Source organism: Cupriavidus sp. GW821-FHT02F09, assembly GCF_059421605.1.
Window position 1 is genome coordinate 62559 of record NZ_JBWKVH010000030.1, and the last position, 20659, is coordinate 83217.

General features: G+C 67.8%; 15 protein-coding genes. 5 read left to right on the forward strand and 10 right to left on the reverse strand.

Annotated elements, in window-relative coordinates; translation table 11 throughout:
- The first annotated feature begins 184 nt into the window (after positions 1–184).
- The 3 genes from AC07XB_RS27070 (at position 185) to AC07XB_RS27080 (ending at position 2662) form a co-directional block, all read left to right on the forward strand.
- Positions 185–646 (forward strand): tripartite tricarboxylate transporter TctB family protein, encoded by a 462-nt coding sequence (locus AC07XB_RS27070; RefSeq protein WP_150987427.1) that lies wholly within the window; start codon positions 185–187, stop codon positions 644–646.
- 12 nt (positions 647–658) lie between these two features.
- A complete protein-coding gene (locus tag AC07XB_RS27075) occupies positions 659–2161 on the forward strand; it encodes a tripartite tricarboxylate transporter permease (protein ID WP_150987429.1) in 1503 nt (500 codons plus the stop codon).
- Between the two features lie 204 nt (positions 2162–2365).
- Positions 2366–2662 carry a helix-turn-helix transcriptional regulator gene (locus tag AC07XB_RS27080; RefSeq protein WP_043356716.1) on the forward strand — a complete coding sequence of 99 codons (297 nt, stop codon included), beginning with the start codon at positions 2366–2368 and terminating at the stop codon, positions 2660–2662.
- A 37-nt stretch (positions 2663–2699) separates the two neighbouring features.
- On the opposite strand, the gene AC07XB_RS27085 is transcribed toward AC07XB_RS27080, so the two are convergent.
- From AC07XB_RS27085 to AC07XB_RS27125, 9 genes are all read right to left on the reverse strand, one after another.
- A complete protein-coding gene (locus tag AC07XB_RS27085; RefSeq protein WP_492828917.1) occupies positions 2700–4592 on the reverse strand; it encodes a sensor histidine kinase in 1893 nt (630 codons plus the stop codon).
- Positions 4593–4603: 11 nt separating this feature from the next.
- On the reverse strand, positions 4604–5311 hold the full coding sequence (locus AC07XB_RS27090) for a response regulator (RefSeq protein ID WP_492828915.1): 708 nt from the start codon (positions 5309–5311) through the stop codon (positions 4604–4606).
- 508 nt (positions 5312–5819) lie between these two features.
- Positions 5820–6830 (reverse strand): diguanylate cyclase, encoded by a 1011-nt coding sequence (locus tag AC07XB_RS27095; RefSeq protein WP_492376493.1) that lies wholly within the window; start codon positions 6828–6830, stop codon positions 5820–5822.
- Positions 6831–6942: 112 nt separating this feature from the next.
- Positions 6943–7965 (reverse strand): chemotaxis response regulator protein-glutamate methylesterase, encoded by a 1023-nt coding sequence (locus AC07XB_RS27100; RefSeq protein WP_492376492.1) that lies wholly within the window; start codon positions 7963–7965, stop codon positions 6943–6945.
- Positions 7962–10346, reverse strand: a complete 2385-nt coding sequence (locus tag AC07XB_RS27105) for a hybrid sensor histidine kinase/response regulator (protein ID WP_492828913.1) — start codon at positions 10344–10346, stop codon at positions 7962–7964. The genes AC07XB_RS27100 and AC07XB_RS27105 overlap by 4 nt, the downstream gene beginning before the upstream one ends.
- On the reverse strand, positions 10343–11095 hold the full coding sequence (locus tag AC07XB_RS27110) for a chemotaxis protein CheW (protein ID WP_492828911.1): 753 nt from the start codon (positions 11093–11095) through the stop codon (positions 10343–10345). Before AC07XB_RS27110 ends, AC07XB_RS27105 begins: the two co-directional genes overlap by 4 nt.
- Positions 11088–12416, reverse strand: coding sequence for a CheR family methyltransferase (locus AC07XB_RS27115; RefSeq protein WP_492828909.1), 1329 nt, complete (start codon positions 12414–12416; stop codon positions 11088–11090). The genes AC07XB_RS27110 and AC07XB_RS27115 overlap by 8 nt, the downstream gene beginning before the upstream one ends.
- Positions 12413–12901 (reverse strand): chemotaxis protein CheW, encoded by a 489-nt coding sequence (locus tag AC07XB_RS27120; RefSeq protein WP_492376488.1) that lies wholly within the window; start codon positions 12899–12901, stop codon positions 12413–12415. The genes AC07XB_RS27115 and AC07XB_RS27120 overlap by 4 nt, the downstream gene beginning before the upstream one ends.
- A 36-nt stretch (positions 12902–12937) precedes the next feature.
- On the reverse strand, positions 12938–14554 hold the full coding sequence (locus AC07XB_RS27125) for a methyl-accepting chemotaxis protein (protein WP_492828907.1): 1617 nt from the start codon (positions 14552–14554) through the stop codon (positions 12938–12940).
- Between the two features lie 291 nt (positions 14555–14845).
- On the opposite strand from AC07XB_RS27125, the gene AC07XB_RS27130 reads away from it, so the two are divergent.
- Together AC07XB_RS27130 and AC07XB_RS27135 are read left to right on the forward strand one after the other, a co-directional pair.
- Positions 14846–16168: a putative bifunctional diguanylate cyclase/phosphodiesterase gene (locus tag AC07XB_RS27130; RefSeq protein ID WP_253928481.1), complete on the forward strand. Its 1323-nt coding sequence runs from the start codon at positions 14846–14848 to the stop codon at positions 16166–16168.
- Positions 16169–16523: 355 nt separating this feature from the next.
- A complete protein-coding gene (locus tag AC07XB_RS27135; RefSeq protein ID WP_492828905.1) occupies positions 16524–19187 on the forward strand; it encodes a DUF6600 domain-containing protein in 2664 nt (887 codons plus the stop codon).
- Positions 19188–19316: 129 nt separating this feature from the next.
- On the opposite strand, the gene AC07XB_RS27140 is transcribed toward AC07XB_RS27135, so the two are convergent.
- On the reverse strand, positions 19317–20489 hold the full coding sequence (locus AC07XB_RS27140; RefSeq protein WP_492828903.1) for an ABC transporter substrate-binding protein: 1173 nt from the start codon (positions 20487–20489) through the stop codon (positions 19317–19319).
- Positions 20490–20659 lie beyond the last annotated feature (170 nt).

The following is a 20659-nucleotide window of genomic DNA, read 5'->3' on the forward strand; positions in this document are numbered from 1 at the left end:
TTCCAAGCGTATCGGTGAATACCCCTAAACCAAGACAAATGAAAGCAAGCTGAAAGATCGCCTCTCTAATGTTCGTTCCATCCTGCAGGGACACTATTTTCTTCCTGCCGAACGGACCACCTCCGCATGCAAAGAGCCTGCGAGCGGAGGGGCACTGCTTTCACGTACTTTGAGGAGAATCGTTTTGCGCATACGCAGCCAAAAGGACTTTGCCTCCGGCCTGATGTTCATTCTGGTCGGATTGTGCTTTTCCTGGGTCGCCCGCGGCTATTCCATGGGAACAGCCGCCAAGATGGGCCCCGGATATTTTCCGTTTCTACTCGGCCTGGTACTCGCCGTGCTCGGTGCATTCGTGCTGATCGGCTCGGTATCGAAAAAGGGTGAAGCTGACCAGCTCGCCCGCTGGGACTTGAAGACCCTGTTGTGGATTCTGGGTTCGGTGGTGCTGTTCGGCCTGCTGCTCAAGCCGCTCGGCATGGTGTTGTCGGTGTTCGTGCTGGTGCTGGTGTCGTCGATGGCCAGCCATGAGTTCAGCTGGAAGGGCGCGGTCTTGAACGCGATCGTCCTGGTGCTGATCAGCATGGGCGCCTTCGTGTACGGCATCAACCTGCAGATGCCGGTGTGGCCTGCTTTCATTACTGGTTAAGGAGTCGGCCATATGGAATTGATTGACCATCTTGCCTTGGGCTTTTCCACGGCGCTTTCGTTGCAGAACCTGGCATACGCCTTCCTGGGCTGTGTGCTGGGTACCTTGATCGGCGTGCTGCCGGGCCTGGGGCCTCTGGCCACTATCGCCATGCTGCTGCCGGTGACTTACACGCTGCCCCCGGTGGCAGCGCTGATCATGCTGGCCGGTATTTACTACGGCGCACAGTATGGTGGCTCCACCACCGCTATCCTGGTCAACCTGCCGGGTGAATCGTCGTCGGTGGTGACCACCATCGATGGCTACCAGATGGCACGGCGGGGACGAGCGGGCGTGGCATTGGCAACCGCTGGCCTGGGTTCCTTCTTTGCCGGCTGCGTGGCTACCCTGATCCTGGCCGCGTTTGCTACGCCGCTGTCGGAACTGGCGTTCAAGTTCGGTCCTGCCGAGTACTTCTCGCTGATGTGCCTGGGCCTGATCGGCGCCGTGGTGCTGGCTTCGGGCTCGCTGCCCAAGGCCGTGGCGATGATCGTGCTGGGCCTGCTGCTGGGCCTGATCGGTACCGACGTGAACTCGGGCGCCGCACGCTTCTCCTTCGACATCCCCGAGCTGACCGATGGCATCGACTTCGTCGCGCTGGCCATGGGTATGTTCGGCTTCGCGGAAATCATCGCGAACCTGGAGCAGAAGGAAGCCCGCGAGACCTTCACCGACAGCGTCACCAACCTCTGGCCGACCAGGGAAGATTTCCGCCGCATGATCCCGGCCGTGCTTCGCGGCACGTTCCTGGGCTCCGCGCTGGGCATCCTGCCGGGCGGCGGTGCGGCACTGGCTTCGTTCGCAGCCTACTCGCTGGAAAAGAAGACCTCCAAGTACGCACATGAGTTTGGCAAGGGCGCCATCGAAGGCGTGGCAGGTCCGGAATCGGCCAACAACGCCGCGGCGCAGACCTCCTTCATCCCGCTGCTCACGCTGGGCATTCCGCCCAACGCCGTGATGGCGCTGATGGTGGGCGCGATGACCATCCACAACATCCAGCCGGGCCCGCAGGTCATGACCAGCAACCCCGCGCTGTTCTGGGGCCTGATCGCCTCGATGTGGATCGGCAACCTGATGCTGATCATCCTGAACCTGCCGATGATTGGCGTGTGGGTGAAGCTGCTGACCGTGCCTTACCGCTTCCTGTACCCGGCCATTCTGGTGTTCTGCGGTATCGGCGTGTACTCGGTCAACAACCAGACCTTCGACGTGTTCATGGCAGCTGGCTTCGGCATCATCGGCTACCTGTTCCTGAAGCTCAAGTGCGAGCCGGCGCCGTTGCTGCTGGGCTTCGTGCTGGGGCCGATGATGGAAGAGAACTTCCGCCGCTCCCTGCTGCTGTCGCGCGGCGAGTTCACTGTGTTCGTGACCCGTCCGCTGTCGCTGGGCCTGCTGATCGCAGCAGCTTCGCTGGTTGCCATCGTTGCCCTGCCTTCCATCAAGGCAAAGCGCGAAGAGGCGTTCCAGGAAGAGTAGTCGTCAAGCCCCACCCGCGCCGGCCTCGCGCTGGCGCGCGCAATGCAAGAAATGGGGTGCCTCGTGCACCCCATTTTTTTAATCGGCGCGCCTGGTGCCGACCGGGCCGCTTGCAGGTAACACGCCCGGGCGCGCTTGCCGCGCCAGGGCTGCCTATGTAGATCTGCTCTATCGCACCGCTGGCAGGTGTGTCACAGGAGCCGCATGAGAGCGCCAACGCTAGACGGCTTCGTTTCGAAGCTGTACATCCTCAAGCTTGTCCAGTCGAGCCCGTCGACGGTCATGACGCTGGTTGACCGCCTGCGCGAGCATGGCGTGGAAAAGAACATCCGTTCGCTCAGGCCCATCCTGCGCAGCCTGATGATCGCACGCGCGATCACGGCGGAGCTGGTGGAAGGCAGTGGCCGCGTCTATTGCATTACCGATAGCGGACGCGAAGAACTGCACAAATACCTGTCGCACCTCGACGTCCTGCAAAGCGACATCGAGCAGACGCGCTAGCATTGCCGCACCTGGCTATCGCTCAGGTGGCCTCGCCCTAGGCCCACCGCGCCGGGTAGAGCAGCAGGCTGACGGTCGTGCCCCGCTCCGAAGACGCAATCGACAACTCGCCGCCAATGGCGGCCGCGCGGCTGCGCATATTGGCCAGGCCGTGGCCCTGGGCGCCCGACTGCGCATCGAAGCCGCGCCCGTCGTCGCGGATCTCGATCAGGATGGCCTCGGCGCCGGCGCCCGCGAGGCTGCGCGCCACCACTTGCACCGTAGCGCCGCCGGCATGCTGCATGACGTTGGAGAAGGCTTCCAGCAGCAGGTACTGTAGCTCGCGCACGATCTGCGGCGTCAGGCCGGCCACGGGCGGCAGCCGCTCCACTTGCCAGTCCACCCGCAGCTTCGCCGCCTCCAGGCGGGCCCGCAGCCGGTAGCGCAGGTTGCCCAGCACCACGGCGAGGTCGCCGCCAGTGTCTTGCATGGCATCCACCGAGAGCTTCAAGGCATCCAGCGCTTGCTGCAGATGTTGCTGCAGCACCATGGGCGAGCCATGGCCCGAGCGCAGCAGGCTGAGCGCCCCGACCAGCGTGCTGCCCAGGCCATCGTGCATGTCGCGCATGATGCGCCCGCGCTCTCGCAAGGTGGCCTGCTCGCGCTCGATCTCACGTGAGTGCGCGTAGAGCAGATGCAGCTCTTCCTCCTTTTGCGCAACCTTGCGGTCCAGGTTGCGGTTGAGCTCGGCCAGCGAACTGGTGGTGCGCGTATAGCGGTCCACCAGCAGCCAGGCCATGCTGAGGCTGAACAGCTGCGAGACGTACTTGGTTAGCGAGGTGTCCCAGTAAAAATCGTTGCTGAACAGGATGCGGATCACGTCGGCGGTGCTCAGCGCGCTGGCCAGCGCCACCGTGGCGGCTAGCACCAGGCGCTCGCGGCTGGGGCGCCGCAGCGCCGCCCACGCCAGCGCCGTGGCGATGCCGCACGCTAGCAGCATGTTGACGGCCCAGTCGAACAGCTTGAGGCTGGGGGTGTTGAACAGGAATGTCATCACCACGATCAGCGGCAGCTTGATCCACAGGAAAGCGGTGACCAGCCACGCCGGCCACGGCGAGCGAACGTCGATGATGATCAGCGCGAACCGGGCTGTGGCCACGATGAACAGGGTCCGGCTGGCCAGCACCAGCACCTGCCACGCGTGCAGCGGCAACGGGGCGCTGTCCAGCAGGCGCTCGACCACGCTGACCGACCATGCGATCTCGGCTAGCGCATAGAGGCCGAACAATGGATCGCGCTGGCGCCACCAGATCAGCAGCGAGATCGCCGTCAGCAACAGGCTCAGCGCCGTGATCACCAACGGCCCGATCACGCGGAACCAGAGCGCGCCCAGGTAGTGCGAATGCACCAGCCGGCCCGGCCCGAACTCGACGCGCGACAGGCCTGCCTTGGCATTGGCGCGGGCGGCGATCTTGATCGTCAGCTCGTTCTCCGGCTGCAGCATGGCCTCGGGCACGGGGATGTACAAGGGGCGCTGGCCGCCGTAGAGGGCAGGCGCATCCATGGCGCCGGAGGCGGCCAGCAGCTTGCCGTTGAGATGCATCTCGAAGCTGTTGGCCGCGCGCGCCAGGTAGAGCGCGGGGATGTCCTGCCCGGCGCCGCGGTAGGGAAAGACCAGGTGGTAGGTCGCCATGCCGTCGCGGCCGGGGTAGAGGCGGTCCCAGTCGTGGGGCAGGGCGATCTCGGCCGGCTGGGGCGCCCGGCCTTGCCCGGCGCCGTCGGGGCGGACCACGGCCAGCGCTTGCTGCAGCACCTGCACCTGGTTTGCCGGGTCCGGCGCGGATGGCCGCGCGGGATCCTGGCGCTCTGCGCGGCAGCCAGTGAACCCACAGCCCATGGCGAGCCACAGGGCACTCAGGCACACCAGCCGCAGGATGGGCAGCAGGGCCATCGGCATTGGCCTCAAAAGGTCTTCAACAGGCCAAGCTTGTGGGCTTCGAATACGGCCTCGGTGCGGGAGTTGACCGCCAGCTTGCCGTAAATGTTCTTGATATGCGCCTGCACGGTGTGCACGCTGATCGCCAGGTGCCCGGCGGTTTCCGCATAGGTGTACCCGCGCGAGATCAGGTCGAGCACCTCGGTCTCGCGGGCGGATAGCGTCACGTCCATGCCAGGGGCGCCCTGCGCGCCCTGCGCCGGGATGCCAGGCACGCTGGCACTGCGCAGCCGGGTGATGACCTTGCGCGCGATCACCGGGCTCATCGGTGAGCCGCCGGCGCGCAATTCCAGCACGGAGGCGCGCAGGTTGTCGTCCGATTCGTCCTTGAGCAGGTAGCCGGTGGCGCCCGCGGCAATGCTGGCCAGCACATTGGCCTCGTCACCGAACATGGTGATCACCATGCAGTCGCAGCGCGGGTGCAGCCGGCGCGCTTGACGGATGACATCGATGCCGGAGCCGTCCGGCAGCCCGAGGTCGCACAGCAGCACGTCGGGCTCATGCGCGGCCAGCCACTCGCAGGCGCTGGCGCGCTGCGCGCAGGCCGCCATCAACTGGATGCCCGGCAAGCTGGCCAGCGCATTTTGCAGGCGCACGCTGGTGGCGGGGTCATCCTCGACCAGCAGGACGCGGATATCGGCCTCCGGGGCCGCAGACAGGTTCTGTGAGGGCATGGTTCAGGCTGAGGTAGTCTCGACTATGGCGCGCATTGGCGCGGGGCGGTACTCCATATTCATGGGATGGCGTCTGGCGGCAATCGTAGCGCCGGCACCGGATACGGTCAAACCGGCGGCAGCCCGCGCCGCAGCAGGGCAGGGAGAAGGGAGAAGGAACCAAACCCGCCATTCGGTTCGGCCGTGTTACCCGCCAGTCAGGCGGGTAACACCCAAGCGCGATGCGAAGCGAGCCGTCAAGGTGTGCCCAGGCCGTATGGGGCGCCTCGGGATTCGGCGAAAAGAGCGGAAAAGAGGGACCCATGTCTGAGTATCGCCTTAAGGCGATGCGAGTTTGGGTCCCGGCCGCTCTTTTCGCCGAAGCCCAAGGGGGTGTCGCCCCATCCGGCGCGCCTTCTTTGCCTACTTTCTTGGCAAGACAAGAAAGTAGGTCGCCGCGCCGCAGGCGTGGTGAAACCGCAGTTGAAGTTGCAGTTGAAGTTGAAGCCCCAACCCCACCCCCAACCCCTCAAGAAGTCATAACAACCTGATTCCTCCCATTCCGCTTAGCCTGATAAAGCCCGGCATCAGCAATCTCCACAATCCGGCTAAAAGGCAAATCCGCACCAGGCACGAGCGCCGTGCCCCCAATGCTGACAGTCACATGCTGCCCCACCAGCGACCCGCTATGCGGCACCTGCAGGGACTCGATCGCGCGCCTGACCTTCTCGGCCAGCAGCCGTGCCCCGCCGGGCGAGGTGGACGGCAGGATCATGGCGAACTCCTCGCCGCCGAAGCGCGCCGGAAGGTCCGCCGGGCGCGCGCAGTTCTCGCGGATCACGCCGGCAACACGGCGCAGCACCTCGTCCCCGGCCACGTGGCCGTAGGTGTCGTTGTAAGCCTTGAACGAGTCCACGTCGATCATCAGCAGCGCCAGCTGGCTTTGCTCGCGATTGGCGCGCTTCCATTCGGCCCCGAGGTACTCGTCGAAATAACGCCGGTTCGACAGCCCGGTCAGGCCGTCCGAGTTGGTCAGCCGCTGCAGCTCCAGGTTGGTCTCGAGCAACTGCTGCTGGCTCTGGCGCAGCGCGCGGTAGGCCTCGTCGCGCTGCTGCAGGTTGAGGTACGAGCGCGAGTGATAGCGGATGCGCGCGACCAGCTCGATGGTGTCAGGCAGCTTGACCAGATAGTCGTTCGCGCCGGCGGCGAAGGCCGCGCTCTTCATGAGCGGGTCTTCCTTGGTGGATAGCACGATGATGGGGATATCGCGCGTTGCCGGGTTGGCGCGGTAGCGGCGCACCAGCGTCAGGCCATCGATGCCAGGCATCACCAGATCTTGCAGGATCACCGTGGGACGGGTGCGCTCGGCCACGGCTACGGCCTCGTCAGGCTTGGCGCAGTAGTGAAAATCGATATCTTGTTCGGGTTCCAGCTCGCGCCGTACCGCTTCGCCTACCATGGCCTGGTCGTCCACCAGCAGCACCATGGCCAGGTATTCATCCGGGCGCAGGGGCGCTCTAGGGGTTGTATCTTTAGACATTGTCTTCCTCGTGCTCTCCGACCTGGAGACGCTAACAGCATGATCCTGGCATGGCGGCGCAGGCGCGCGCGGCCAGGTTTGCATTGTGTTTCATGTTGTTAGCGCCTCTGTGCTACCCCTGGTTGTTGATGGCATTGCATGCCCGTACGATGCGGGCGGCGATCTGCTGCAAAGGCAGGATTTCGCTGGCGGCCCCAATGGCGGCGGCGGCCTTGGGCATGCCGTAGACGGCACTGCTGGCCTGGTCCTGGGCGATGGTCAGGTAGCCGCGCTCGCGCATGGCCTTGAGGCCCAGCGCGCCGTCCCGGCCCATGCCGGTGAGCAGCACGCCCACCGCGTCACCGCGCCAGTGCTGCGCCACGGTCTCGAAAAACACATCGATCGAGGGCCGGTACAGGTAGTCGCTCGGCTCTTCGGTGTAGACCATGCGCGAGGCGCTGACCAGGCGCAGGTGGTCGTTGCTGCCAGCCAGCAGCACGGTGCCCGGCTGCGGCCCCTCGCCCTCGCGGGCCAGGCGCACCGGCAGCGCGCACTGCGCGTCCAGCCAGTCGGCCATGCCGGCCGCGAAGGCCTCGTCCACGTGCTGGACCGCGACCACGGCGGCGGTGAAGCCGGCCGGCAGGCCGCCCAGCACGGTAGCCAGCGCGGCCGGGCCGCCGGCTGATGCGCCCAGCGCGACAAGGCGCTCGGCGCTGGCCTTGTGCCTTGGCGGCGCGGCCGCGCGCGCGGGTCCGGTGCGGCCCTCCAGCAAGCGGCCGATATTGCGGATCTTGCGCAGCAGGGGGCCGCTTGCCAGTTGCGAATCCGGCTGGGTCAATGTGGGCGTGTCCACGGCGTCGATGGCGCCTTGCCCCATGGCATCGAAGACCTGGGTGGCGTTGCGGCCAAGGTCCATGGTCACCACCACGATGGCGCATGGCGTGGCTGCCATGATGCGGCGGGTTGCCTCGACGCCATCCATCACCGGCATCATCAGGTCCATCAGGATCAGGTCGGGCGTGCGCGCGGCGGCCAGGCGCACAGCGCTCTCGCCATCCTCGGCCACCCATGTGACCTCCAACGCGGGATCCAGGGCAATGACGCGCCGCAGCGCGACCACCGCCAGGTGGGAGTCGTTGACGATGCCGATCTTCATGCGCGTGCCTCTCCAATCAGGTCTTGCACCGCATCGAGCAACGCGGCGTCCTGGAAGCTGCCCTTGGCCAGATAATAGTCCGCGCCGGCCTGCAGCCCGCGCTGGCGATCCTGCTCCCGGTCCTTGTAGGACACCACCATCACGGGCAGGTGCATCAGGCGGGCCTCGCGCTTGATGCGGCTGACCAGCTCGATGCCGTCCATGCGCGGCATGTCGATGTCGGTGATGACCAGGTCGAAGGATTCCGCGCGCAGCACGTTCCAGGCATCCATGCCGTCCACCGCTACCGTGACGTCATAGCCGCGGTTGGACAGGAGCTTGCGCTCCAGCTCGCGCACCGTGAGCGAATCGTCCACCACCAGCACGCGCTTGCGCCGTACCGGGGCGGCCTCCGCTGCGCGGCGGATGCGGTCGATCTTGCCCTCCGAGAGCAGCTTCTCCACGGAGCGGACCATATCCTCCACGTCGAAGATGAGCACCGGCGTGCCATCCTCGGTGAGGCTGCCGGCGGCGATGTCCTTGATCTTGCCCAGGCTTGCCACCAGGGGCTGCACCACCAGGATGCGCTCGCCCAGCAGCCGGTCCACCGCCACGCCGTAGGTACGTTCGTGATCGCCCAGGACCACCACCGGCACGGTGTCCTCGTCGCGCCGGGTCTCCGCTTGCTGCAGGACCTGTGCCGCGCTCACCAGCCCGACCTGGCGCCCGCCAAAGCGGAAGTGCTGGCGGTTTTCCAGCTGCTCGATGCTGCCGCGCTCCAGGTTGATGGCCTGCATGACATAGGCCAGCGGGAAGGCATAGGCCTCGCCGGACACCTCCACCAGCAAGGCGCGCACCACCGACAAGGTGAGCGGCAACTCCAGGTGGAATTGCATGCCGCGCCCGCTCTCCTGCGTCAGGCGGATGCTGCCGCGCACCTGGCGGATCATGTCCTGCACGGCGTCGAGCCCGACGCCGCGCCCGGACACTTCGCTGACGGTTTCGCGCATGCTGAAGCCGGGCAACAGCAGGAAGTCGAGCAGCTCGGCCTGCGACAGCCTGGCCACGGTTTCCTCGGGCACCAGCTTGCGCCGCACGATGGCGGCGCGCAAGGCGTCGAGGTCCACGCCCGCACCGTCGTCGGCAATCACGATCATCAGGCGGCCGGCGTTGTGGCGCGCGTTCAGCGTGATGCGGCCTTCGACCAGCTTGCCCGCGGCGCGGCGCGCCTCGGGCAGCTCGATGCCATGGTCCACCGCGTTGCGCAGCAGGTGCGCCAGCGGCGCTTCGAGCTGCTCCAGGATGTCGCGGTCGACCTTGGTGCTCTCGCCGACCAGTTCAAGGTGCACGGCCTTGCCCAGCGAGCGCCCCAGGTCGCGCACCATGCGCGAGTAGCCGGTGAGCCCGTCGGCGAGGGGCCGCATGCGACTCGCCAGCGCCCGGTCATAGAGCTGGTGCGAAAGCTGGCCGGTGCGGTGGTCGTACTGCTCCAGCTCCGTGACCCGTTGCGACAGTTGCTGGTGGCTCTCGCCCAGCAGGCGCTGTGCTTCTGCCAGCGCGGCGTGGGCGGCGGGATCGGCCGTGCCGGCCGCGAGCGTGACCTGCAGGGCGTCGAGTGCCTGCAGCGCGCGCATCTGTACGCGCCGGGTCTGCTGCAGGGCGTTGCCGAAGGGCTTGAGCCAGTGCGTCTCCACCATCGCCGCGCCCGACAGCGCCAGCAGCTGGTCCAGCGTATCGGCGCTGACGCGCAGCATGCGCTCCTGGGCTTCCGGCTCGCGGGGGGCTTCGCCGGGCGCGAACGTGGCTGGTGCCGTGGCCGTGCCGGGGACCATGCCGGGGACCGCATCGGAGACCACGTCGGCCACCGGGCCATCTGGTGGCGCCGGGTGGACGGCCGCTGTCACCGTGGCCTCTGGCTCGGCCGCGGATGCACTCGCAGGCGTTGCCGCCGCCGAGGCATGACCCGTGGCCCAGGCGTCGGAGTCCACCTCCTCGCCGGCCAGCAGCGCGGCCATGCGCAGCACCAGCGCATCGACTTCGGCCTTGCCGTCCCGGTCGGCCCAGTCCAGATCGCCGCCGGGCGGGCAGCCCAGCCGCAGCAGGAGGTCGGTGCCATGCAGCAGGGTGTCGATATGCACGGGCCGCAGCAGCAGCTCGCCGCGCTGAGCGGCCACCAGGCAGTCTTCCATCACGTGTGCCACGCGCACGCCGCCATCCAGGCCGACGATGCGCGCGGCGCCCTTGAGCGAGTGCGCGGCGCGCATGCACGCCTCGAGCTGCTCGGCCGCGGCGGGGTCGCGCTCCAGCGCCAGCAGGCCGGTGTTGAGGACTTCAGCCTGCGACTGCGCTTCCAGCGCGAACAGCTCGAGCAGCGAGGCGTCGCGCAACTGGTCGGGGTTCATGCCAGGCTCCGCTTCAAGGCTTGTTGCAGCCGGGCCGGGTCGAGCAAGCCCACCGTGCGCTGGCCGCTTGTCAGCAGCGCCCGGGTGTAATGCGCCGAGGCGCGTGACAAGGTGGTCGGCAGAGGCTGCAGGTCGGCTTCGGCGATCCGTTCGATGCCAGTGACTTCATCCACAGGCAGCGCGATGGCGGTGCGGCCCTGGCCCAGCACCAGCAGCCGGGCGCCGTGTCCGGCGCTGCCTTTGGCATTGGCGGCGGCGTTGGCGGCGGCGTTGGAGGCGGCGCCGGCGGCAGGGTCCTGCCCGAGCAGCCGTGCCAGCGAGATGCATACCAGCAGATTGCCGCGCACGCTGGCCAGGCCCAGTACCGCGGCGTGGCGGCGGTGCGGCAGCGAGTGCACTGGGCAGGGCGCGGTGACCAGCGCCAGCGCGCCCGCGGGCAGCGCCAGCCATTCGTCGCCGATGCGAAACACCAGGCATGACATGGCAGGCCCGCGCGCGGTGGCATTGGCATGAACGGCGTGGCCGTCCGGCAGGCTGACTTCGCCGGTGGGCAGGTTGTCGAGCAGCGTGAGCGCCGCGCGCGAATAGGTTGGGCAGTTGCGGCAATGGATGTGCACGGCCAGCAGCGCACAGCTGCTATCGCCCAGCACGCCGATGCGGCGCCAGCAATCGTCGACGGCGACCGTAACAGTGCCCATGCCGGGCGGCTGGCCATGCGCGGCCAGGGGATGCGATGCGGGCTCAGCCATGACGGATCGGGGTCTTGCGCTGTGCGCGGTTTCTCAGGCGGGCCGAGGCCGCGCCGTCGCCTTCCGCTTCCAGGATGGCAGCCATATGGTAGAGCGCCTCCTGGTGAGCCGGGTCGAGGTAAAGCGCGCGGCGATAGGACTCGCGCGCGTCGGCGGGACGGCCGGTGGCGTCGTGGAGCACGCCCAGCAGGCAGTAGCCGGCAGCCGACGGACCTTGCGCATCCAGGTGCGCCACGCAGGCCGTCACTGCGGCGGCCAGTTCGCCGCGATCGGCGAGCCGGGAGATCCGGGACAGTGCGTCGGTGCTGGCCTCGGCCCGCTCGGCCGCTTTGTCGGTGGTGGAGGCGCCAGGCGCCGGTGCCGAGGGCGCCGGCACGCCGATGGAGCCCGCATGGCCGCCTGCGGCCGGCGGCCTCGGCGGCTGCGGCCACGGTCGCGGGGCGGCCCGGGCCGGCGCACTCGGCTGTGCAGGATAGCGCGGCATTGCCGGCGTGGCGCTGCCCGCCTGGTGCGCACTGCGCCGGGTGAAGGCAAAGGCAAGCGGCACGCCCGCCGAGATAAAGCCGTGCCGCGTGAGCAGGCTGGCCTCGGCCGGGCCGACAAAGAGCGTGGCATCCTGCCGGCTCAGCCGTTCCAGCATCTTGAGCGAACGGTGCTGGGTCGGCGCATCGAAATAGATCAGGAGGTTGCGGCAGAACACAAAGTGGTAGGGCGGCTCATTGGCCATTAGCCCCGGGTCGAGCAGGTTGCCGCGCAGCATCCGTACTTTGGCGCGCACGTTGGCCTTGAGCGCGTAGCCACCCGCGCAGGGGGTGAAATGCCGGTCGCGGAAGTCCAGCGGGGTGCCCCGGAAGGAGTTGTTGCCGTATTGCCCGATGCGCGCGCGTTCCAGCGAGCGGGCACTCACGTCCACGGCATCGACCTGGAAGCGTTGCTCCGGCACGCCGGCGTCCAGCAGCGCCATGACAATCGAGTATGGCTCTTCGCCGGTCGAGCAGGGCACGCTGAGGATGCGCAGGGGCGCGGCGCCGTCCGGCGCGCGATCGCTGCCGAAGACCCGCAAGGCGGCGAAGCGGCCGAGCGCCAGCAGCGCCTCGCGATGGCGGAAGAACCAGGTCTCGGGGACCACCACGGCTTCGATCAGCGACTGCAGTTCGTCCGGGTGCGAGTGCAGCAGGTTCCAGTACGCGTGGTGGTTGGGCACCGCGGCCGCTGCCAGGCGCTCGCGCAACGCGCGCTCGATCATGCCGGGGCCGACGGTGGCGGCGTCCAGGCCAATGCGCTCCTTGAGCAGTGCTTCGATATGGGAGGCGGTGGTCATGGCCCTGGCGCGGTGGCGTCAGCCGCAGGCAGATCGGGGAATAGCCTGGCGTGCACGTCGTCGGGCAGCAGGGCATCGACCTTGATCCACTGCACCAGCCCCTGGCTGCCGCTGCGCACGGGCCCCAGGTAGCGGGCCGGGGCGGCGTCCACGCCGCTGTCGATAAACTCGGCGGGTTCGCAGCGCAGCGTCTCGGTGGCGTACTCCAGCCGTAGCCCGAGCAGGCGTGCAGGCGCCTCCGCGTGCCGGCGGTAATGCACCAGTACGGTGCGTGTACTGGTCCGGCTGGCGACCGGCGTGCCGATGGCCAGCGCATTGATGTCGATGACCGGCACCACCTGGCCGCCCCGCGCCAGCAGCCCGCTGACCCAGGCCGGCGCCTCGGGCAAGTGCTTGAGCGTGGTCAGCGGCAGCACTTCGACGATCTCCTTCGCGTCCAGCGCGTAGTGGTCGGTCCCGATGCGAAAGAGCAGGAAGAGTTTCATGGGGTGGCGTGGGTGCCCGGGGCGCTCAAAGTGCGCTCAAACCTTGAAGCGCGACACGCCGGTGCGCAGGTCGTTGGCGACCAGCGTCAGCTCGTCGATCGCCTGGCTGGACTGGCGCAGGGATTCCACCGTCTGCTGGGCCGCCTCGGACAGCTGCATCAGGGCCTGGTTGATCTGTTCCGCGCCGCCCGCCTGGGCTTGCATGCCCTCGTTGACCATCTGCACGCGCGGTGCCAGCGACTGCACCTGGCCGATGATCTGGGAAAGCTGGTCGCCCACCTGGGTCACCTCCGACATGCCGCGCCGCACTTCCTCGGAGAACTTGTCCATGCCCATTACGCCCGCCGCCACCGCTGACTGGATCTCGCGCACCATCTGCTCGATGTCGTAGGTGGCCACCGCGGTCTGGTCGGCCAGGCGGCGGATCTCGGTGGCGACCACCGAGAAGCCGCGCCCGTACTCGCCAGCCTTCTCGGCTTCGATGGCAGCGTTGAGCGACAGCAGGTTGGTCTGGTCCGCGACCTTGGCGATGGTCGTGACCACCTGGTTGATATTGCCCGCCTTCTCGTTCAGAGTGGCCAGCTTGGCGTTGACCGAGCCGGCGGCTTCCATCACATGGTGCATGGTGGCTTCCATGCGCGACAAGCTGGCCTGGCCGGTGCCGGCCAGGCCAGCGGTCTGCTCAGCGGCGCCGGAGACTTCGGTCATGGTCCGGACCAGGTCGCGCGAGGTGGCGGAGATCTCGCGCGAGGTGGCGCCGATCTCGGTGGTGGTGGCCGCCGTTTCGGTGGCGGTGGCCTGCTGCTGGCGCGCGGTGGCGGCGATCTCGTTGACCGAGGTGGTGACCTGGATGGCCGAGCGCTGGGCCTGCCCGACCAGCGCGGTGAGGTCGCCGGTCATCTGGTTGAAGCCCTGCTCGACTTCCAGGAACTCATCCTTGCGGTTTAGCGACAGGCGCTGGCGGAAGTCGCCGCCACGCATGTCGGCGAGCTGCTTGACGATCGAGCGCATCGGCACCGTAATGGAGCGGAACAGCAGGTAGCCGGCCACCAGCGACTCCAGAAGGGCAGCGATCAGGGAGACCTCGATGCTGATCTTGGCCGTTTGCACCGCCTGGTTGATGCTGCTGGCGCCTTCTTCGGCCACTTTGTTGTTATCTTCCAACAGTGCTTGCACGGCCGTGCGGCCTTCGGTCCAGGCTGCGTGGATGGGTCCGCGCAGCTTGGCCTCCGCGGCGACGACCTCCGGGCCGGTCGCCGCGAACAGCGGCGCTGAAAGCTCGTCATAGTGCCGGCGCAGTTCCCGGTATTTCTCGAAGCGCTCGCGATCGTCGGCGCGCCGGATCGAATCGGCGTACTTTGCCTCCAGGCCGTCCAGCCGCTTGAGCAGGGTCGAGTTGGCCTCGGCGTATTGCCGGCGCTCGGCGTCATTGGCCGCGGTCACGCTCTGCCAGGCCAGCACATAGGTCTCGCCCCAGGCGCCGCGCATCGCGGTGCTGTAGTAGAGTCCCGGGAGCGCATCGTCGCGCAGCGCATTCGCATGGGTCTGGATGGCCGACTGGCGGTCATAGGCGACCACCGCCGTGAGTAAAATGACCGCCAGGATGAAGGCAAAACTTGCCAGGATGCGCGTGCGGATGGTCCAGTGAGTCACGGTGCGGTTTCCCGTTGCTTATTCTTGTCGGAAGGCGGTCCATGACCGGCCGGGCGCACGGGAATCGGCGCGCGTGCGCGGGCCGGGCGCGAGCGGCCGGTTGATAGCGGCGTAGGGTACTGTAAGGCCCCGGCCATTTCAATGGCGCCCGCGCAGCGGCAAGGGGATTCGGTGCGTTGCAACTTGTTGCCGCAACATATCGTTTAACTCGGCTTGATTTTTTCCTGGTTTTAGTCACACTTGCCAAATAGACAGATCGGACCGATGTCGATAATCACGAACAGGGCAGGCATGGTGGCCAGGTCAGAGGCGAAGGCCGGCGCCCCGCCAAACGCGGACATTGATCCGCTGACAGGCGTAGCGTCGCGCCAGGCATTCTTGAACACGCTGGAAGGCCGCCTGCGCACGGAGGCTTCCCCGCGCTGCTCGCTATTGCTGCTTGGCATCGACGATTTCCGCGCGTTCAATGACATGCATGGCCATGCCGAGGGCGACGAGATCCTGCGCCGGGTGGCCCGCCGCCTGCGCGACGCCTCGCCGCGCGATGCCATTCTGGGGCGGGTCGGCGGCGACGAGTTCGCCGTCTTGCTGCCTTCCATTGCCGATCCCACCCTGGTGCGCCACGTCAGCGCCGCCATCCTTTCGCTGCAGACCGAGCCCCACGAGTACGGCAACCGGCGCCACCACGTGCTGGCCAGCCTGGGCGCCTGCGTGATGCCGGCTGGCGGCGACAATGCCTCCGATGCCCTGGCCTCGGCCAGCCTGGCCCTGGGCCGGGCCAAGCGCGACGGCGGCCGCACCATCCGCTTCTTCAAGCCGCAGATGCGCACCGACGTGACGACCCGCCTGTCGCTGGTGCAAGCGCTGCGCGACGCCTACGCGCAGCGCCAGTTCGAGTTGCTGTACCAGCCCCAGATCGACCTGCGCGATGGCCGCGTGGTTGGCGCAGAGGCGCTGATGCGCTGGCGCCATCCCACCCAGGGCTTGCTGACGCCGGCCAGCTTCATCGACGCGCTGGCCGCCAGCAGCGTGGCGGCGGACGTCGGCGTCTGGCTGCTGCATACCGCCTGCGCCCAGGCGCGCATGTGGTCGCTCGGGTTTGCCGATGCACCGCGGGTGGCCATCAACCTGTTTGCCGCGCAGCTTAGCGAGAGCCGGCTGCTGACCGAAGTCCGCCACGTGCTGCGCGAGCTGGCACTGGCGCCGGAGCGGCTGGAGCTGGAGATCACCGAGACCATCGCCCTGCAGCAGGGCGACGAGTTTTCCGGGCAGTTGCAGACCCTGCGCCGCGACGGGGTGACCCTGACCTGCGACGATTTCGGCACCGGCTACGCCTCGCTCAGCTTCCTCAAGTCCTTCCCCGTGGACCGTATCAAGATCGACCAGTCGTTTATCCGCAATGTCACGCAGAATCCGGTCGACGCCGCCATCGTGCGCGCCATGGTGAACGTCGGTGGCAGCCTGGGCATCGGCGTGGTGGCCGAAGGCGTGGAAACCGTCGAGCAGCGGGATTTCCTCTCCGAGAATGGCTGCCATGAGGTACAGGGCTACCTGTATGGCAGGCCCATGTCCGCCGACAAGTTCACCGAGTTCCTGCAGCAGTCGGCACGCTGATCCGGGCCGGCTGCCCGGGCACGTTGCGCCACTTTCCGCCACTTTCCGCCACTTCCCCATCGTCCCATGGCCTTGCCGCGCGGCGTGCGCGCAAGGCCCGCGCTCGCGCGGCTTGCGGCAAATTGTTTCCGGCTTTGTCCCGGCCACCGGGCTCCTGCGGCTAACGCCGGCAGCACCTGGGCCGCCGCGCGGGGCACGCAGGCGGGCGCGCTTGCCGGTCACGGCCGGGCCGGGGACATATGTGCTTACAAAGTCAAGTCGGCCAGTCTGGCTGCGTGGCGTTATCGGAAGTATGGTGATATCAGGGGCGGCGAGTCTCGGCCCGGGCGCCCATACTGACCAAGAGGTATTCCAAATGTTCTCTGATCGCAGGCTTGGCCCCGGCGCCCGCGCCTTGCTGCTTGCCGCAGGCCTCGTTTTCGCCACCTGGCAACTGCCGGCGCTGGCGCAGTCCGCCGATCCCTCCGGCCGCATCGCCACCGTGACCGATGCTGCCGGCAACCTGAGCTTTGCCCCGGCGGGTTCGGACGATTGGGCAGCCGCGGCGCTGAACCGGCCCATTACCACCGGCGACCGCCTGTGGGTCGACAATGGCGGCCGTGCCGAGCTGCATGCCGGCTCCACGGCGATCCGGCTGGGCAGCGGTACCGCCGTGACGGTGCTCAACCTCGACGACAGCGCTACCCAGGTCAAGCTGACCCAGGGCACGCTGCAATTGCGTGTGCGCGCGCTGCCGCCGGACCAGCCGGTCGAGGTGGATACGCCCAACCTGGCGTTCGTGCCCAGCGAGCCCGGCGACTACCGCCTGGACGTGGCGCCCGACGGCACCAGCACGGTCGTCACCATGCATCACGGCACTGCCGTGGTCTACGGCGACAACCACTCGCTGGTAATGCGGCGCGGTGACCAGATCCGCTTCGATGGCTCCGACCTGGCGCAAGACGGCAGTGCTTCCAATCCCCCGATGGATGCGTTTGACCGGTGGGCCCTGGCGCGCGACGCGCGGGAGGATGGATCGCCGTCGGCACGCTACGTGCCGCGTGAAATGACCGGCTCTGCGGAGCTGGATAGCTACGGCGACTGGCAGGAAGATCCCGGCTATGGCGCGGTGTGGTTCCCGCGTGTGGTGGCGGCGGACTGGGCGCCATACAGCACAGGCCACTGGGCCTGGGTGGCGCCGTGGGGGTGGAGCTGGTGCGACGATGCGCCCTGGGGCTTTGCGCCGTTCCACTACGGCCGCTGGGCGCGCGTTGGCGAGCGCTGGGGCTGGATGCCGGGCCCGGTCGCGGCGCGCCCGGTCTATGCGCCAGCGCTGGTCGGCTTTATCGGCGGCGGTGGCTGGAACGCGTCCATCCAGATCGGCAATGGTCCTGGCGTCGCCTGGTACCCGCTCGGCCCGCGCGAAGCTTATCGGCCTGTCTACGGCGCAAGCCCGACGTACATCACGCGGATTAACAACGTCGCGGTCAACAACGTGACGATCAATAACAACGTCCACAACACGTACATCAATCGCGATGTACCCGGCGCCATCACTGGCATGCCGGCGCGCGCCTTTGTACAGGGCCAGCGCGTGCCTCCGGGTGCTCGCAACGTGGCCTGGCGCGACCTGCCGCGGGGCGAGGCCAATGGCGCGCCGCCGCTGGCACCCGTCAAGGCGAGCCTGGCCGGCCCGGCGCCCGCACGGCCGGCTCCGGCCGCGGCGATGCAAGGCTTTGCGCGTCCCGCTATCGCGGCGCGCCCCCCGGGCCGCCCGGCCAGCGACGAACTGGCCCAGCGCTTCGCCCGCGCCGGCGGCGCAGTGCCTGGCGCCGGGCCAGTCTGGCAAGGGCGGGGCAACGGTCCTGCCGCCATCCAGGCGGCGCCCGCGCCAGTCCGGCTGAGCCAGGCAGCCCAGGCCAATCATGGCCGCATCGCAGGCGGCCAGGTCGGCGGTCCGGCAGGCGGTAACTTCGGCAACCCGGCCATGGTGCCGCAGCGGGCGGAAGGCGGGATCCGTCCGCCGATGCCGCAGGGCCTGGCAGGCGAGCATGGCGCCCAGCCGCCCGCCCAGGGCATCGATCCGCGCACGCGCGGCTGGACCACGCGCCCGGGCCAGGCCGGCGGCATGCCGCCGCAGAACGGCCAGCCGGCAGCGCCCCTCCAGCAGGCACAGCCGAATGGCCGCAGCCCGCAGCCGGAGCCGCAAGGCATGGCTCGCGGCCAACAGGCGCTGCAACAGCAGCAGGACATGCAACGGCAGCAACAGCGGCAGGCGGGCGACCAACAGCACGCGCAGCAGGCGCTCCAGCAGCAGCAAGAGATGCAGCGCCAGCAGCAACAGCGGCAGGTGGGCGACCAACAGCACGCGCAGCAGGCGCTCCAGCAGCAAGAGATGCAGCGCCAGCAGCAACAGCGGCAGGCGGGCGACCAGCAGCACGCGCAGCAGGCACTCCAGCAACAGCAAGAGATGCAGCGCCAGCAGCAACAGCGGCAGGCGGGCGATCAGCAGCGTGCGCAGCAGGCACTCCAGCAGCAGCAAGAGATGCAGCGCCAGCAGCAACAGCGGCAGGAGGGTGACCAGCAGCGTGCGCAGCAGGCGCTCCAGCAGCAGCAAGAGATGCAGCGCCAGCAGCAGCAACGGCAGATGCAGGAGCAGCAGCGCGCGCAACAGGCCGCGCAGCAGCAGGCCCAGCAGCAGCAGGCCCAGCAGCGCCAGATGCAGGAGCAGCAACGGCAGCAGCAAGCCATGCAACGGCAGATGCAGGAGCAGCAGCGCGCGCAACAGGCAGCGCAGCAACAGGCCATGCAACAGCAGGCCCAGCAGCGTCAGCAACAGCAGCAGCAACAGCAGATACAGGAGCAGCAGCGGCAGCAGCAAGTGATGCAACGTCAGCAGCAGGAGCAGCAGCGCCAGCAGCAGGACCAACAGCGCCAGCAGCAGGAGCAGCAAAAGCGCCAGCAGGAACTGCAGCGCCAGCAGCAACACGCGGCGCAGCCGCATCCCGTGGCGGCGGATGCGCAGCCACCCCACGCGTGAGGGCGGGGCGGATCGCTTGCGAGAGCGCGGTTGCGCACGCCTGAAGGGCAACGAGCCCGCCCTGGCTAGCCAGGACGGGCTCGTTGCCGATGGCGCCGGCGGTGCGCCGGGCCTGTCTCTTGCCGCGCGTTACTTCGCCAGTTCCGACAGCCGCACCGGTGCGATCTTGCCGTTCTGCACCCAGCCCACCACGGTGTCGGCAACGGTGCCGCCCTTGGCGTCGATGCTCTCGATCTCGTTCGGGTTGGCATCCTTGGCCAGCGTCTTCACCGCCTCCAGCATCCTGGCCCGGATCGCGGCCACGTCGCTGGTGGTGCCGGCCAGCTTCATGGCGCCGGCCAGCGCGTAGACCATGGTGTAGTTGAGCGACATCTCGGTGGTGGCGTCGCGCCCGTCATGCAGCTTCTTGTATTTGCTGTTGTAGGTTTGCGCGGCCGGGCGGGCATCGTTGGCCAGCGGCATCACGCCGATGGAGCCTTCGAGCATGGCCAGGCCGTTGGTGACCTTGGCCATCTCATCCAGCTTGGCCTGGTCCATCACGATGAAGCCGCCCTTGAAACCCAGCTCGCGCGCCTGCTTGACCACCAGTGCGGTCGGCTCGGACGGGCCGCCCACAAACATCACGTCGGGCTTGTCGGCCAGCACGCGTGACACGCCGCTGTAGAAGTCGGTGGCCTTGGTGTAGGACATCGGGTTGTTGGCCACCACCTTGCCGCCCGCGCCTTCCCAGGCCGGCACAAACGCCTGCACCCAGGCCTTGGCGTAATCGTGGTCGGCCGGGGCCAGTGCTACGTTCTTGCCGTAGCGCTTCATCTGCGCCTTGATGAAGGGCTCGATATAGCCAGTGTAGGACGGCGGGATGCGGATGGTCAGCTTGTTGCCTGTGTCCGTGATGCGCGGCACGCTGGAGTAGGCCATCACCAGGAATTTCTCCTGCTCGTTGAACGCCTGCAGTGCGAAGATGCCACCCGAATGGGGCACGAACACGGCGGGCGTCTTGTACTGCTGCACCAGGCGGCGCGCATTGATGGCGGCCTCGGCGGGCGCGTACTTGTCGTCCAGCGACACCACTTCCAGCTTCACCTTCTTGCCCTTGACCTCCAGGCCCGAGGCGTTGATTTCGTCCACTGCCATCTGGATGCCGGACAGGACGTTCTTGCCGTACAGCGCGGCGCCGCCCGACAGCGGGCCGGTGTAGCCGAGTTTGACGACTTCCTGCGCGAAGGCGGTGCCGGATGCCATCAGGGTGGCCACGGCGGTGGCGGCGAGGGGGAAGAGGCGGCGGATCATTTTGGTTTGCATTTGGCTGTCTCCAGTTGTGTTTGCACTGCGTTCGTTGTTGCCTGCTGGTTCTGGTCTTGCTCCCCTCTCCCGCTTGCGGGAGAGGGGTTGGGGGAGAGGGCGGGCGATCATTGCGCCGCCGCGCTGCGCAAAACCGTTGGCTTTGCTTTTTGTGGCTCCTAGCTAAGCCA

Excerpts from the sequence above, each read along its gene's own strand:
- AC07XB_RS27115 (WP_492828909.1), bottom strand. The coding sequence starts at position 12,416 with ATGACCACCGCCTCCCATATCGAAGCACTGCTCAAGGAGCGCATTGGC.
- AC07XB_RS27105 (WP_492828913.1), bottom strand. The coding sequence starts at position 10,346 with ATGAACCCCGACCAGTTGCGCGACGCCTCGCTGCTCGAGCTGTTCGCG.
- AC07XB_RS27080 (WP_043356716.1), top strand. The coding sequence starts at position 2,366 with ATGAGAGCGCCAACGCTAGACGGCTTCGTTTCGAAGCTGTACATCCTC.
- AC07XB_RS27075 (WP_150987429.1), top strand. The coding sequence starts at position 659 with ATGGAATTGATTGACCATCTTGCCTTGGGCTTTTCCACGGCGCTTTCG.
- AC07XB_RS27095 (WP_492376493.1), bottom strand. The coding sequence starts at position 6,830 with ATGTCTAAAGATACAACCCCTAGAGCGCCCCTGCGCCCGGATGAATAC.
- AC07XB_RS27140 (WP_492828903.1), bottom strand. The coding sequence starts at position 20,489 with ATGCAAACCAAAATGATCCGCCGCCTCTTCCCCCTCGCCGCCACCGCC.
- AC07XB_RS27100 (WP_492376492.1), bottom strand. The coding sequence starts at position 7,965 with ATGAAGATCGGCATCGTCAACGACTCCCACCTGGCGGTGGTCGCGCTG.
- AC07XB_RS27090 (WP_492828915.1), bottom strand. The coding sequence starts at position 5,311 with ATGCCCTCACAGAACCTGTCTGCGGCCCCGGAGGCCGATATCCGCGTC.
- AC07XB_RS27135 (WP_492828905.1), top strand. The coding sequence starts at position 16,524 with ATGTTCTCTGATCGCAGGCTTGGCCCCGGCGCCCGCGCCTTGCTGCTT.
- AC07XB_RS27130 (WP_253928481.1), top strand. The coding sequence starts at position 14,846 with ATGGTGGCCAGGTCAGAGGCGAAGGCCGGCGCCCCGCCAAACGCGGAC.
- AC07XB_RS27120 (WP_492376488.1), bottom strand. The coding sequence starts at position 12,901 with ATGAAACTCTTCCTGCTCTTTCGCATCGGGACCGACCACTACGCGCTG.
- AC07XB_RS27085 (WP_492828917.1), bottom strand. The coding sequence starts at position 4,592 with ATGGCCCTGCTGCCCATCCTGCGGCTGGTGTGCCTGAGTGCCCTGTGG.
- AC07XB_RS27110 (WP_492828911.1), bottom strand. The coding sequence starts at position 11,095 with ATGGCTGAGCCCGCATCGCATCCCCTGGCCGCGCATGGCCAGCCGCCC.